At 71.7% G+C, this 12,686-nt stretch carries 17 protein-coding genes; 16 read left to right on the top strand and 1 reads right to left on the bottom strand.

Annotated elements, in window-relative coordinates; all coding sequences use genetic code 11:
• Positions 1–2 precede the first annotated feature (2 nt).
• Genes OG472_RS14300 through hisF form a run of 5 tightly spaced genes read left to right on the top strand, consistent with a single transcriptional unit; the run spans position 3 to position 2,689 of the window.
• Positions 3–170, top strand: coding sequence for a hypothetical protein (locus OG472_RS14300; protein WP_030707277.1), 168 nt, complete (start codon positions 3–5; stop codon positions 168–170).
• Entirely contained in the window at positions 167–817 is a 651-nt protein-coding gene (gene hisH, locus OG472_RS14295; protein ID WP_383575472.1) for an imidazole glycerol phosphate synthase subunit HisH, read from the top strand. The genes OG472_RS14300 and hisH overlap by 4 nt, the downstream gene beginning before the upstream one ends.
• Positions 817–1,554, top strand: coding sequence for a bifunctional 1-(5-phosphoribosyl)-5-((5-phosphoribosylamino)methylideneamino)imidazole-4-carboxamide isomerase/phosphoribosylanthranilate isomerase PriA (gene priA, locus OG472_RS14290; RefSeq protein ID WP_401601172.1), 738 nt, complete (start codon positions 817–819; stop codon positions 1,552–1,554). Before hisH ends, priA begins: the two co-directional genes overlap by 1 nt.
• Positions 1,551–1,937, top strand: a complete 387-nt coding sequence (locus tag OG472_RS14285) for a RidA family protein (RefSeq protein ID WP_383575476.1) — start codon at positions 1,551–1,553, stop codon at positions 1,935–1,937. Before priA ends, OG472_RS14285 begins: the two co-directional genes overlap by 4 nt.
• Entirely contained in the window at positions 1,934–2,689 is a 756-nt protein-coding gene (gene hisF / locus OG472_RS14280) for an imidazole glycerol phosphate synthase subunit HisF (RefSeq protein ID WP_405941514.1), read from the top strand. Before OG472_RS14285 ends, hisF begins: the two co-directional genes overlap by 4 nt.
• Before the next feature lie 107 nt (positions 2,690–2,796).
• Here the strand turns inward: hisF and OG472_RS14275 are convergent, their stop codons facing one another.
• Positions 2,797–3,429, bottom strand: coding sequence for a TIGR03085 family metal-binding protein (locus tag OG472_RS14275; protein WP_401601165.1), 633 nt, complete (start codon positions 3,427–3,429; stop codon positions 2,797–2,799).
• A gap of 91 nt (positions 3,430–3,520) precedes the next feature.
• On the opposite strand from OG472_RS14275, the gene hisI reads away from it, so the two are divergent.
• From hisI to lgt, 11 genes are all read left to right on the top strand, one after another.
• Positions 3,521–3,889, top strand: a complete 369-nt coding sequence (gene hisI / locus OG472_RS14270) for a phosphoribosyl-AMP cyclohydrolase (protein ID WP_319721786.1) — start codon at positions 3,521–3,523, stop codon at positions 3,887–3,889.
• A 15-nt stretch (positions 3,890–3,904) separates the two neighbouring features.
• Positions 3,905–5,395: an anthranilate synthase component I gene (locus OG472_RS14265; protein ID WP_401601163.1), complete on the top strand. Its 1,491-nt coding sequence runs from the start codon at positions 3,905–3,907 to the stop codon at positions 5,393–5,395.
• A gap of 14 nt (positions 5,396–5,409) precedes the next feature.
• Positions 5,410–6,084 (top strand): TIGR02234 family membrane protein, encoded by a 675-nt coding sequence (locus OG472_RS14260; protein ID WP_401601161.1) that lies wholly within the window; start codon positions 5,410–5,412, stop codon positions 6,082–6,084.
• Between the two features lie 111 nt (positions 6,085–6,195).
• Positions 6,196–6,447 (top strand): HGxxPAAW family protein, encoded by a 252-nt coding sequence (locus tag OG472_RS14255; RefSeq protein ID WP_383575486.1) that lies wholly within the window; start codon positions 6,196–6,198, stop codon positions 6,445–6,447.
• Positions 6,448–6,520: 73 nt separating this feature from the next.
• Complete coding sequence (locus OG472_RS14250; protein ID WP_405829732.1) at positions 6,521–7,018, top strand: DUF2752 domain-containing protein; 498 nt, start codon at positions 6,521–6,523, stop codon at positions 7,016–7,018.
• 173 nt (positions 7,019–7,191) lie between these two features.
• The gene (gene trpC, locus OG472_RS14245) at positions 7,192–8,001 is read left to right on the top strand and encodes an indole-3-glycerol phosphate synthase TrpC (RefSeq protein WP_243330285.1); all 810 of its coding nucleotides are present in this window, start codon (positions 7,192–7,194) and stop codon (positions 7,999–8,001) included.
• 8 nt (positions 8,002–8,009) lie between these two features.
• Positions 8,010–8,234, top strand: a complete 225-nt coding sequence (trpM, locus tag OG472_RS14240) for a tryptophan biosynthesis modulator TrpM (RefSeq protein ID WP_405829730.1) — start codon at positions 8,010–8,012, stop codon at positions 8,232–8,234.
• A gap of 205 nt (positions 8,235–8,439) precedes the next feature.
• The gene (gene trpB, locus OG472_RS14235; RefSeq protein WP_383575492.1) at positions 8,440–9,690 is read left to right on the top strand and encodes a tryptophan synthase subunit beta; all 1,251 of its coding nucleotides are present in this window, start codon (positions 8,440–8,442) and stop codon (positions 9,688–9,690) included.
• Complete coding sequence (gene trpA, locus OG472_RS14230; protein ID WP_383575494.1) at positions 9,687–10,502, top strand: tryptophan synthase subunit alpha; 816 nt, start codon at positions 9,687–9,689, stop codon at positions 10,500–10,502. Before trpB ends, trpA begins: the two co-directional genes overlap by 4 nt.
• A gap of 111 nt (positions 10,503–10,613) precedes the next feature.
• A complete protein-coding gene (locus OG472_RS14225; RefSeq protein WP_401601154.1) occupies positions 10,614–11,594 on the top strand; it encodes a DsbA family protein in 981 nt (326 codons plus the stop codon).
• Between the two features lie 99 nt (positions 11,595–11,693).
• Positions 11,694–12,677: a prolipoprotein diacylglyceryl transferase gene (gene lgt, locus OG472_RS14220; RefSeq protein WP_401601152.1), complete on the top strand. Its 984-nt coding sequence runs from the start codon at positions 11,694–11,696 to the stop codon at positions 12,675–12,677.
• Positions 12,678–12,686 lie beyond the last annotated feature (9 nt).

Below are 12,686 nucleotides of genomic sequence, written 5' to 3'. Positions count from 1 at the left end.
CCGTGAACGGCCTCAACACCATCCTGATCGTCCTCGGCCTGTTCCTGGCCGGCGGCGTCTACTCCTTCCACAAGCAGAAGATGCCGATGTCGGTCATCGTCCTGCTCGCCATCGGCTCCGCGATGTGCCTCGCCGCCGGAGTCCTGCGGATCCAAGGAATCTGGGAATGAGCACAGCACGCCCCACCAAGAAGGTCGTCGTCTTCGACTACGGCTTCGGCAACGTCCGCTCCGCCGAGCGCGCCCTCGCCCGCGTCGGCGCCGACGTCGAGATCACCCGTGACTACGACAAGGCCATGGACGCCGACGGACTCCTCGTCCCCGGCGTCGGCGCCTTCTCCGCCTGCATGAAGGGCCTGCGCGGGGCCCGCGGCGACTGGATCATCGGCCGTCGGCTCTCCGGCGGCCGCCCCGTCATGGGCATCTGCGTCGGCATGCAGATCCTCTTCGAGCGCGGCATCGAGCACGGCGTGGAGACCGAGGGCCTGGACGAGTGGCCCGGCACGGTCGGCCCGCTCAAGGCCCCGATCGTCCCCCACATGGGCTGGAACACCGTCGAGGCCCCGGCCGACAGCCAGGCCTTCGCCGGCCTGGACGCCGACGCCCGCTTCTACTTCGTGCACTCCTACGCGGCGCGCGAGTGGAGCCTGGAGACCACCAACCCGCTCATCCGCGCCCCCAAGGTCACCTGGGCCACCCACGGCGAACGTTTCGTCGCGGCGGTGGAGAACGGGGCCCTGTGGGCCACCCAGTTCCACCCCGAGAAGTCCGGCGACGCCGGCGCCCAGCTCCTCACCAACTGGATCGAGACCCTGTGATGACCGTGTCCTCAGCGAAGCTGGAACTCCTCCCCGCGGTCGACGTCCGCGACGGCCAGGCCGTCCGCCTCGTGCACGGGGTGTCCGGCAGCGAGACCTCCTACGGCTCCCCGCTGGAGGCGGCCCTCGCCTGGCAGCGCTCCGGCGCCGAATGGCTGCACCTGGTCGACCTCGACGCCGCCTTCGGCACCGGTGACAACCGCGCCCTGGTCGCCGAGATCACCGGCGCCATGGACATCAAGGTCGAGCTCTCCGGCGGCATCCGCGACGACGCCTCGCTCGCCGCGGCCCTCGCCACCGGCTGCACCCGCGTCAACCTCGGCACCGCCGCCCTGGAGACCCCCGAGTGGGCCGCCAAGGCCATCGCCGAGCACGGCGACAAGATCGCGGTCGGTCTCGACGTGCGCGGCACCACCCTCAAGGGCCGCGGCTGGACCAGCGAGGGCGGCGACCTGTACGAGACCCTCGCGCGCCTGGACTCCGAGGGCTGCGCCCGGTACGTCGTCACCGACATCGGCAAGGACGGCACGCTCACCGGCCCCAACCTGGAGCTGCTGAAGAACGTCTGCGCCGCCACCGACCGGCCCGTCGTCGCCTCCGGCGGCATCTCCTCCCTGGACGACCTGCGGGCCCTGGCCGATCTGGTGCCGCTGGGCGTCGAAGGCGCGATCGTCGGCAAGGCCCTGTACGCCAAGGCCTTCACCCTGGAAGAAGCCCTGAAGGTGGTCTCCGCATGAGCTCCGCAGAAGTACGCCGCATCTCCTCCGGTGGCCCCTACGAGGACGTCATCGCGTACTCCCGCGCCGTGCAGCTTCCGAACGGGCTCGTGCTCGTCTCCGGCTGCACCGCGGCCGACGCGGGCGGCCCGTACGACCAGACCGTCGCGGCCTTCGGCGTCGCCTTCAAGGCCCTCGCCCAGGCCGGGCTCGGCCCCGAGGACGTCGTGCGCACCCGCATGTACCTGACGCACGCCCGCGACGTGGACGAGGTGGGCCGCGCCCACAAGGAACTCTTCGACGCGGTCCGCCCGGCCGCGACCATGCTCATCGTCTCCGGCTTCGTCGACCCGTCGATGGTCGTCGAGGTGGAGGTCGAGGCGTACAAGGCGGTGTCCGGATGAGCCTCGCCGTACGCGTGATCCCCTGCCTGGACGTGGACAACGGCCGGGTCGTCAAGGGCGTCAACTTCCAGAACCTGCGCGACGCCGGTGACCCGGTGGAGATGGCCAAGCTGTACGACGCCGAAGGCGCCGACGAGCTGACCTTCCTCGACATCACTGCCTCCTCCGGCAACCGCGAGACCACGTACGACGTGGTGCGGCGGACCGCCGAGCAGGTCTTCATCCCGCTCACGGTGGGCGGCGGCGTCCGCACGGCGGACGACGTCGACAAGCTGCTGCGGGCCGGAGCGGACAAGGTCGGCGTCAACACCGCCGCCATCGCCCGCCCCGAGCTGATCCAGGAGATCGCGGAGCGCTTCGGCCGCCAGGTCCTCGTCCTGTCGGTCGACGCCCGCCGGACCGCATCCGGCACCTTCGAGGTCACCACGCACGGCGGCCGCCGGGGCACCGGCATGGACGCCGTCGAGTGGGCCCACCGGGCGGCCGAGCTGGGCGCCGGGGAGATCCTGCTGAACTCGATGGACGCGGACGGCACGAAGGACGGCTACGACACCGAGATGATCGCGGCCGTGCGCAAGCACGTGACCGTGCCGGTGATCGCGTCGGGCGGGGCCGGCAGGCTGGAGCACTTCCCGCCGGCCATCGAGGCGGGCGCCGACGCGGTCCTCGCGGCCTCGGTGTTCCACTTCGGTGACCTGCGGATCTCCGAGGTCAAGGCCGCGCTGCGGGAGGCGGGCCACCCGGTCCGCTAGAGCCACCCCGCGCCTCAATCGCCGGCGGGGCTGGAAAATCCAGCCCCGCCGGCGATTGAGGCGCGGGGGTCCGGGGGCTGGCCCCCGCAGCGGCGCCGCAGCCGTGGTCAGATGCCCAGCTTCGCCGTCGTCAACTTCGCCACGGCTTCCTTCTCCCCGTCGAGGGTGACCGCGGCAGCGTCCTGACGGCCGAAGCAGAACAGGGTCAGTTCGCCCGGCTCGCCCGTCACCGTCACCACCGGCGCCCCCTTGTGCGCCACCGCCGTCTGGCCGTTCGGGCGGCGCAGGACCAGGCCCACCGGAGAGCGGCGGCCCGTCAGGCGGGCCATCTTCTCCAGGCGGGACCACAGGGAGTCCGAGAACACCGGGTCCAGTTCCCGCGGGGACCAGTCCGGCTGCGCCCGGCGGACGTCCTCCGCGTGGACGAAGAACTCCACCGCGTTCGCCGCCTCGTCGATCTGCTTCAGCGCGTACACGGACATCCTCGGCGGGCCGGTCCGGATCAGCTGGATCAGTTCCTCGTAGGGTTTGGCCGCGTACTCCTCCATGGCCTTGTCCAGGCGGGCCTTCAGCACGTTCAGCAGGATCCCGCCCGCCGCGTCCGGCCGCCGCTCCCGGACGACGACGTGCGCGGCCAGCTCGCGGCAGGTCCAGCCGTCGCACAGCGTGGGGGCCTCCGGGCCGGCCGCCTCCAACAGGTCCGCCAGCAACAGGCGTTCACGCTTCGCATGGGTAGACATGCAGGCCAGCCTACGGCGGGAACCCGCCGCGTGCCCGCCCATCAGGCGGACGCGGATCATCACCACCATTGCGGCCCGGCACAATGTCCGTATGAGTACGTCCCCCCGCCCCGGCTCCCTCGATCCCGCCATCGCCGCACGGCTCAAGCGCTCCGCCGACGGACTGGTACCGGCCATCGCCCAGCAGTACGACACCGGTGAGGTGCTCATGCTCGGCTGGATGGACGACGAGGCCCTGCACCGCACCCTGACCACCGGCCGCTGCACCTACTGGTCCCGCAGCCGCCAGGAGTACTGGGTCAAGGGAGACACCTCCGGCCACTTCCAGCACGTGAAGTCCGTCGCCCTGGACTGCGACGCCGACACCGTGCTCGTCAAGGTCGACCAGGTCGGAGCCGCCTGTCACACCGGGGCACGCACCTGCTTCGACGACGATGTCCTCCTCCGCGCAGCCGACTAGGTAGGGTCCCACGCAATGGATCTCGAGACGTTCCGCAAGCTCGCGGCCGACCGCCGCGTCATCCCCGTGAGCCGCAAGCTGCTGGCCGACGGGGACACCCCCGTGGGGCTCTACCGCAAGCTGGCCGCCGAACGCCCCGGCACCTTCCTGCTGGAGTCGGCCGAGAACGGCCGCTCCTGGTCCCGGTACTCCTTCATCGGCGTCCGCAGCGACGCGACCCTGACCGCCCGGGACGGCCGCGCGCACTGGATCGGCACCCCGCCCGTCGGCGTACCCACCGACGGCGACCCCCTGGACGCCCTGCGCGCCACCGTCGAGGCCCTGCACACCCCCCGCGACCTCGCGTACGGGATGCCGCCCTTCACCGGCGGCATGGTCGGCTACCTCGGCTACGACATCGTGCGCCGCCTGGAGCGGATCGGCGAGCACACGGCCGACGACCTCGAACTGCCCGAGCTGACCATGCTGCTCACCTCCGACCTGGCGGTCCTGGACCACTGGGACGGCACCGTCCAGCTCATCGCCAACGCGATCAACCACAACGACCTCGACACGGGCGTGGACGAGGCCCACGCGGACGCCGTGGCCCGGCTCGACGCCATGGAGGCCGACCTCGCACGGCCCGCCCCGTACACGCCGGCCCCGCTGCCCGCCTCCGAGCTGCCGGAGTTCTCCGCCCTCTGGGGCGGAGAGAAGTACCAGGCGGCCGTCGAGGACATCAAGGAGCGGATCCGGGCCGGCGAGGCCTTCCAGGTGGTGCCCTCGCAGCGGTTCGAGACCGACTGCCGGGCCTCCGCGCTGGACGTCTACCGGGTCCTGCGGGCCACCAACCCGTCCCCGTACATGTACCTCTTCCGCTTCGAGAACGGCTTCGACGTCGTCGGCTCCAGCCCCGAGGCGCTGGTCAAGGTCGAGGACGGGCGGGCCATGGTCCACCCCATCGCCGGCACCCGCCACCGGGGCGCGACCCCGCAGGAGGACAACGACCTCGCCGACGAGCTGATGGCCGACCCCAAGGAGCGGGCCGAGCACCTGATGCTCGTCGACCTGGGCCGCAACGACCTCGGCCGGGTCTGCGAGCCGGGATCGGTGGAGGTCGTCGACTTCATGTCGATCGAGCGCTACTCCCACGTCATGCACATCGTCTCCACCGTGACGGGACGCGTGGCCGAGGGGAAGACCGCCTTCGACGTGCTCACCGCCTGCTTCCCGGCCGGCACCCTCTCCGGCGCGCCGAAGCCCCGTGCCATGCAGATCATCGAGGAGCTGGAACCCTCCCGGCGCGGCCTCTACGGCGGCTGCGTGGGCTACCTGGACTTCGCCGGGGACTCCGACACGGCCATCGCCATCCGCACCGCGCTGCTGCGCGACGGCACGGCGTACGTGCAGGCCGGTGCCGGTGTCGTCGCCGACTCGGTGCCCGAGCTGGAGGACAAGGAGTGCCGCAACAAGGCGGCCGCGGTGCTGCGCGCGGTGGCAGCGGCGAACCGCCTCCACGGCTCCTGAGGGCGTAGGGGATAGTGGGGTACGTGAGTGCCGTACCCCCGCCCCGAAACGATGCCGCGTCCGCGCCCGAGGCCCCCGACAGCCGCAGCGCCCGCCGCAGCGTGGCCGTCGCGCTGCTGCTGGGCGCGCTCGGCGCCACCGTCGTCCTGCTCGCCTCCGGCCGCACCTGGGCCCGGGGCACCGCCGCCATCGGCGGTGACTCGCTCCAGCTGGCCGCCGACGGCCGGGCCGTCACCGGTCTCCCGGCCGCCTTGGCCATCGTGGGCCTGGCCGCGCTGGTCGCCGTCTTCGCCGTCCGCGGCAAGAGCCGCCTGCTGGTGTCGGGCCTGCTGGCGCTCAGCGGCCTGGGCGCCCTGCTGTCCGCGCTCTTCGGCTCGGACGGCCGCCGGGCCCTGGACGCGGAGGCCGCCCGTACGACCGCGGACAGCGCCGCGCACGTGGCGGGGCTCACCCAGACGACGTGGCCGTACGTCACGGCCGCCGGCGCGGTCCTGATCCTGGCCGCCGGGCTGCTGGCGCTGCGCTTCGGCCGGGGCTGGCCCTCGATGGGAGGCCGCTACGAGCGTGACGGCAGCCCCCGTCAGCGCGCCGTCGCGGCCGTGGATCCGGACCGGCCGGAAGATCTGTGGAAGGCTCTGGACCGGGGCGAGGACCCGACCACGGACCCGACCGCCGGCCCGGCCCGCTGACCCGACCCCCCTGGACGACGAGGCCCCCCGGTGCGGGACAATGGTCACCGAGCGTTCGACACAGACCGCACGTTCGACACAGCAGCGCGACAGAGCAACGAGGAGCAACTCATGGCGGGCACTAGCCACGGACACACCCCGGCCGCCTGGACCGGTGTCATCATCGCCTTCATCGGTTTCTGCATCTCCGGCGCCTTCATGGTGATCGCGAACCCGATCGGTTTCTGGGCCGGTCTCGTCGTCGTGGTGCTCGGCGGTGTCGTGGGCATGGCGATGAAGGCCGCGGGCATGGGTGCGCCGAAGGCCGCTCACAAGGACCTTGCCGAGGTCATCGCCGCCAACAAGGTCCCTGCCAAGGTCTGACGCGACCGACGAGGTACGCGACGAGATGCAGCGCAGCCGAAAGGCGTGGCCCCGCCGGGCTGCGCCTTTTGCCATGACCGGAGAGAATCACCGGGTGGACGCCTCTCGCACCCCCGATGTCCCGCCGCCGGCCGTGCCCCCGGCGTACCAGGCGCCCCCTGCGCCCCCGCGGTCCCGCGCGCGCAGGCTCGCCGCTCCGGCGTCCTACCTGGCCGGGGCCGTGGCCGCCTTTGCATACGTGGGCACCGTGGACCCCAACGAGCCGGGCCACTATCCGGTCTGCCCGCTGCTGCGGCTGACCGGGATCCTCTGCCCGGGCTGCGGCGGTCTGCGCAGCGCGCACGCGTTCGCCCACGGCGATCTGGTCACGGCTTTCGGGGCAAATGCCCTCGCCGTCACGGGCTACTTCGTCTTCGCGGGGTTCATGGCCTTGTGGCTGGTTCGCGCCTTCCGCGGCGGCCCGGTCCCCAGGATCGTCCTGCGGCGCCGGTACTGGTGGGGGCTCGGGGCACTCGCCCTGGTCTTCGTCGTCGTCCGAAATCTTTCCTTCGGGTCGATGCTGGCCCCCTGAGCCCCGTGAGCAGCCCATATGGAGCCCGGGTTCCGGATGTCCAGTTACTGGGACGCCGTCAACCACGTGCGGAGGGCAAGGCCTCCTGCGGATACCATTTGAATTGCTGACCTTGCAGTTGTACGTGTCTGCAAGGCGGCCGACCGTCATCGACCCGGAAGGGGGCCGCTCGCGTGAGTGTGCTCGACGAGATCATCGAAGGGGTCCGCGAAGACCTTGCCGAACGGCAGGCCCGCGTGAGCCTCGACGAGCTCAAGGAGCGTGCCGCCAAGGCGCCCCAGGCCAAGGACGGCGTCGCTGCCCTGCGCGGCGACAGCGTCAAGGTGATCTGCGAGGTCAAGCGCTCCAGCCCCTCCAAGGGCGCGCTGGCCGCGATCGCGGATCCGGCAGGGCTCGCCGCCGACTACGAGGCGGGCGGTGCGGCGGTCATCTCCGTCCTCACCGAGCAGCGTCGTTTCGGCGGCTCGCTGGCCGACCTGGAGGCCGTCCGCGCCCGCGTGGACATCCCGATCCTGCGCAAGGACTTCATCGTCACGGCGTACCAGCTCTGGGAGGCCCGCGCCTACGGCGCCGACCTCGTGCTGCTGATCGTCGCGGCCCTGGAACAGGAGGCCCTCGTCTCCCTCATCGAGCGGGCCGAGTCCATCGGTCTCACCCCGCTCGTCGAGGTCCACGACGAGGAGGAAGTGGAGCGCGCGGTCGCCGCCGGTGCCAAGATCATCGGTGTCAACGCCCGCAACCTCAAGGACCTCAAGGTCGACCGCTCCACCTTCGAGCGCGTCGTCGGAGAGATCCCGGCCCACATCGTCAAGGTCGCCGAATCCGGCATCCGCGGGCCGCACGACCTGATCGCCTACGCCAACGAGGGCGCCGACGCCGTCCTCGTCGGGGAGTCCCTGGTGACCGGCCGCGACCCGAAGTCGGCCGTGGCCGACCTCGTCGCCGCCGGCGCCCACCCCGCCCTGCGCCACGGGCGGAGCTGACCCGTCCCATGGCCCCCGACCTCCCCTCCGTCCGCACGCAGTCCGCGCCGCCGGCATTCCGCCGCGGCCCGGTCGGCGTGCCGACGGCGCACGCGCCCCTGGCGCGCGGCTGCCGCCCCCGCGGCTGCCGCGCCCCGGCCCGGCGCGTGCACGGGCGGCGGGTCCGGTACGTGATCGGCTCCGAGCCCGGTCAGGTCAACGGCATGCGATGGCGCCGCGGAGGCGCGCTGTAACGAGGGCCGCCGCGGCCCGGTACGCGAGACGTACCGTGCCGCGAGCTGCTCCCGTACGGCCTGCAGCCCGAGCCGGCCGGCTCCGGGCGCGGGCCGCTCCGCACCGTCCGCGCGACATCCCCCAGCGGGGTGTGCGCGGTACTTGCGGGCGGCGCAATACGGTGAATCCACCCCGCCGCATATCGCACCCGTAGGAGCACTGGACATGTCCAGCGAGTTCTTCATTCCGGACCCGGAGGGTCACGTTCCCAACGCCGAGGGTTACTTCGGCGACTTCGGCGGCAAGTTCATCCCGGAGGCGCTCGTCGCCGCCGTGGACGAGGTCGCCGTCGAGTACGAGAAGGCCAAGGGCGACCCGGCCTTCGCGGCCGAGCTCAACGACCTGATGGTCAACTACACCGGCCGCCCCAGCGCCCTCACCGAGGTGCCCCGCTTCGCCGAGCACGCGGGCGGCGCGCGGATCTTCCTCAAGCGCGAGGACCTGAACCACACCGGCTCGCACAAGATCAACAACGTGCTGGGCCAGGCGCTGCTCACCAAGCGCATGGGCAAGACCCGGGTCATCGCCGAGACCGGCGCCGGCCAGCACGGCGTGGCCACCGCCACCGCCTGCGCGCTCTTCGGCCTCGAGTGCGTCATCTACATGGGCGAGATCGACACCCAGCGCCAGGCGCTGAACGTCGCCCGCATGCGAATGCTGGGCGCCGAGGTCATCGCCGTGAAGTCCGGCTCCCGGACGCTCAAGGACGCCATCAACGAGGCGTTCCGCGACTGGGTCGCGAACGTGGACCGGACCCACTACCTCTTCGGTACGGTCGCGGGCCCCCACCCCTTCCCGGCCATGGTCCGCGACTTCCACCGGGTCATCGGGGTCGAGGCCCGCCGCCAGATCCTGGAGCGCGCCGGCCGGCTGCCCGACGCCGTCGCGGCCTGCGTCGGCGGCGGCTCGAACGCCATCGGCCTCTTCCACGCCTTCATCCCGGACGCCGGCGTCCGCCTGGTCGGCTTCGAGCCCGCCGGGCACGGCGTCGAGACCGGCGAGCACGCGGCCACGCTGACCGCCGGCGAGCCCGGGATCCTGCACGGCTCCCGCTCGTACGTCCTCCAGGACGAGGAGGGCCAGATCACCGAGCCGTACTCCATCTCGGCCGGTCTGGACTACCCGGGCATCGGCCCGGAGCACTCCTACCTCAAGGACTCCGGCCGCGGCGAGTACCGCGCGGTCACCGACGACGCCGCGATGCAGGCCCTGCGGCTGCTGTCGCGCACCGAGGGGATCATCCCGGCGATCGAGTCGGCGCACGCCCTCGCGGGCGCCCTGGACCTCGGCAAGGAGCTGGGCAAGGACGGCCTGCTGGTCGTCAACCTGTCCGGCCGCGGCGACAAGGACATGGACACGGCGGCCCGCTACTTCGGGCTGTACGACGGCGAGAAGGCCGAGGGGGAGTCGAAGTGAGCAACGGCAACATCCAGCTGCTGAGCGACACGCTCGCCAAGGCGAAGTCCGAGGACCGCGCGGCCCTCGTGGCCTACCTCCCGGCGGGCTTCCCGACCGTCGACGGCGCCATCGAGGCGGTCAAGGCCGTCATCGAGGGCGGCGCGGACGTGGTCGAGATCGGCCTTCCGCACAGCGACCCGGTGCTGGACGGCGCGATCATCCAGACCGCCGACGACATCGCCCTGCGCGGCGGAGTCAAGATCGCCGACGTGATCCGTACCGTCCGCGAGGCGCACGAGGCCACCGGGGCCCCGGTCCTGGTCATGACGTACTGGAACCCCATCGACCGCTACGGCGTCGAGCGGTTCACGGCCGAGCTGGCGGCGGCGGGCGGCGCCGGCTGCATCCTGCCCGACCTGCCGGTGCAGGAGTCCGCGCTGTGGCGCGAGCACGCCGAGAAGCACGGTCTGGCGACCGTCTTCGTCGTCGCCCCCAGCAGCAAGGACGCACGGCTGGCCACCATCACGGCCGCCGGTTCCGGCTTCGTCTACGCCGCCTCCCTCATGGGGGTCACCGGTACCCGCGAATCGGTCGGCAACCAGGCCCAGGACCTGGTCCGGCGCACCCGCGCCACGACCGACCTGCCGGTCTGCGTCGGCCTCGGCGTCTCCAACGCCGTGCAGGCCAAGGAGGTCGCCGGCTTCGCCGACGGGGTGATCGTCGGTTCGGCCTTCGTGAAGCTGCTGCTGGACGCGCCGGACCTGCCCGCCGGGCTGGACGCCGTACGGGCGCTCGCGGGCGAGCTCGCGGAAGGCGTCCGCAGGAGCTGACGGGCCCCGTTCGATAGAAAGCGCGGAACTCTGACCGGGTTCTGTAGCCCGATCGGGTGGAAGTGGGAGCAGGGAGGCACGCGAGTGCCTCCCTGCTTCGTTTGGCGGAACGTGAGCGAGAAGAACGACGGTGCGAACCGCGATGCGACGAAACGATCGGCCCGGGAGCGACTCCAGGAGGAGCGCCAGCGGCAGAAGACCCGGGACAAGCGCCGGCGGACCCTCATCGTGGCGTCGGCGGTGGTCGGCGTCCTGGCTCTGGCGACCGTCGTCGGCGTGATCGCGGCCAACACCGGCAAGAGCGGCAGCTCCAAGGCGGGCCCGGTGGTCGCCCCCTCCGGGGCCACCGGCAAGGACGCCCTCGCCATCCAGACGGGCAAGGCCGAGGCGAAGTCCACCCTCACCGTGTGGGAGGACTTCCGCTGCCCCGCCTGCAAGTCCTTCGAGGACAACTACCGGGACACGATCCACGAGCTGGAGGCCAAGGGCCTGCTCAAGGTCGACTACCACCTGGTCAAGCTCATCGACGGGAACATGGGCGGCAGCGGTTCCCTGAAGGGTGCGAACGCGGCGGCCTGCGCCCAGGACGCCGGCAAGTTCGCCGAGTACCACGACGTCCTCTTCCAGAACCAGCCGCAGGAGGTCGACGACGCCTACGGCAAGAACGCGAAGCTGCTGGAACTGGCGGGCAAGGTGAACGGGCTGGACACCCCCGCGTTCCGCAAGTGCGTCGAGGACGGCACCCACAACACCTGGGTGGGCAAATCGCACGAGGCGTTCATCGCCGGGAAGTTCCGCGGCACGCCGACCGTGCTGCTGGACGGCAAGAACATCTTCGCCGACGAGGCCAATCCGGTGACCCCGCAGAAGCTGAAGGAACAGGTGGAGGGGGCGGCCAAGGGCTCCGGCGGAACCGTGGCCGAGAAGGAAGCCGACAAGGGGGCCGACAAGGCGGCGGGGAAGGCCTCGCCGTCGGCGGGATCCGGGACGAAGGCCGGAGCGAAGGCCTCGCCGTCAGCCTCGAAGACGGCGTCGAACGGCTCCGCGAACGGCTCCGCGAACCGCTCTTCGACCGGCTCCTCGGGAGACTGAACGAGGACCGGCTACCGGCCGGTCCATGTCTGGATTTGGTTTCGTCTTGCCGGGCGGGTTGCCGTCGGTACCGCCCGGCAAGGTAGCGTCATGTCTGCCATGGACATTGCTTACATCCCCAGTCCGTCGACCGGCGTGATCCATCTCGGACCGATCCCGCTCCGCGGCTACGCGTTCTGCATCATCATCGGCGTCTTCGTCGCCGTCTGGCTCGGCAACCGTCGCTGGATCGCGCGCGGCGGCAAGCCGGGCACGGTCGCGGACATCGCCGTGTGGGCGGTGCCCTTCGGCCTGGTCGGCGGTCGCCTCTACCACGTGATCACCGACTACCAGCTGTACTTCGGCGAGGGCCGCAACTGGGTCGACGCCTTCAAGATCTGGGAGGGCGGCCTCGGCATCTGGGGTGCGATCGCGCTGGGCGCGGTGGGTGCCTGGATCGGCTGCCGGCTGCGCGGCATCCCGCTGCCGGCCTGGGCGGACGCCCTGGCCCCCGGCATCGCGCTGGCCCAGGCCTGCGGCCGCTGGGGCAACTGGTTCAACCAGGAGCTGTACGGCCGGGCCACCGACCTGCCGTGGGCGGTGGAGATCACCGCGGGCCCGAACCGCGACGCGGGCACCTACCACCCGACCTTCCTCTACGAGTCGCTGTGGTGCATCGGCGTCGCGCTGCTGGTCATCTGGGCCGACCGCCGCTTCACGCTCGGCCACGGACGGGCCTTCGCGCTGTACGTCGCCGCGTACTGCGTGGGCCGCGGCTGGATCGAGTACATGCGGGTCGACGAGGCGCACCACATCCTGGGCGTGCGGCTGAACGTCTGGACCTCGATCGTGGTCTTCGTGCTGGCCGTGGTCTACCTGGTGCTGTCCGCGAAGCTGCGGCCGGGCCGGGAGACGGTCGTCGAACCGGCTGCCCCCGGCGGTGACGAGGGCGACGCCGAGGCCAAGGACACCGAGGCCAAGGACGCCAAGGCGAAGGATGCCGAGGCCAAGGGCACCGAGGCGAAGGACGCGGAGCCCAAGGACGCCAAGGCCGATCTGCGCAAGGCCGCGCCGGCCGAGGCCCCGGGGGCCGAGACGCGCTGACCGGAGGAG

Source organism: Streptomyces sp. NBC_00207, assembly GCF_045160965.1.
Lineage (GTDB): Bacteria > Actinomycetota > Actinomycetes > Streptomycetales > Streptomycetaceae > Streptomyces.
The sequence above is the reverse complement of the archived record's forward strand: the minus strand, read 5'-3'. Positions and strand labels throughout refer to the sequence as shown.

What these genes read in the sequence shown, in the direction of transcription:
- hisI (WP_319721786.1), top strand. Translation starts at nt 3,521, where the DNA reads ATGAGTACGTCCCCCCGCCCCGGCTCCCTCGATCCCGCCATCGCCGCA.
- priA (WP_401601172.1), top strand. Translation starts at nt 817, where the DNA reads ATGACCGTGTCCTCAGCGAAGCTGGAACTCCTCCCCGCGGTCGACGTC.
- hisF (WP_405941514.1), top strand. Translation starts at nt 1,934, where the DNA reads ATGAGCCTCGCCGTACGCGTGATCCCCTGCCTGGACGTGGACAACGGC.
- OG472_RS14265 (WP_401601163.1), top strand. Translation starts at nt 3,905, where the DNA reads ATGGATCTCGAGACGTTCCGCAAGCTCGCGGCCGACCGCCGCGTCATC.
- OG472_RS14285 (WP_383575476.1), top strand. Translation starts at nt 1,551, where the DNA reads ATGAGCTCCGCAGAAGTACGCCGCATCTCCTCCGGTGGCCCCTACGAG.
- lgt (WP_401601152.1), top strand. Translation starts at nt 11,694, where the DNA reads ATGGACATTGCTTACATCCCCAGTCCGTCGACCGGCGTGATCCATCTC.
- OG472_RS14275 (WP_401601165.1), bottom strand. Translation starts at nt 3,429, where the DNA reads ATGTCTACCCATGCGAAGCGTGAACGCCTGTTGCTGGCGGACCTGTTG.
- trpB (WP_383575492.1), top strand. Translation starts at nt 8,440, where the DNA reads ATGTCCAGCGAGTTCTTCATTCCGGACCCGGAGGGTCACGTTCCCAAC.
- OG472_RS14250 (WP_405829732.1), top strand. Translation starts at nt 6,521, where the DNA reads ATGACCGGAGAGAATCACCGGGTGGACGCCTCTCGCACCCCCGATGTC.
- trpM (WP_405829730.1), top strand. Translation starts at nt 8,010, where the DNA reads ATGGCCCCCGACCTCCCCTCCGTCCGCACGCAGTCCGCGCCGCCGGCA.
- hisH (WP_383575472.1), top strand. Translation starts at nt 167, where the DNA reads ATGAGCACAGCACGCCCCACCAAGAAGGTCGTCGTCTTCGACTACGGC.
- OG472_RS14255 (WP_383575486.1), top strand. Translation starts at nt 6,196, where the DNA reads ATGGCGGGCACTAGCCACGGACACACCCCGGCCGCCTGGACCGGTGTC.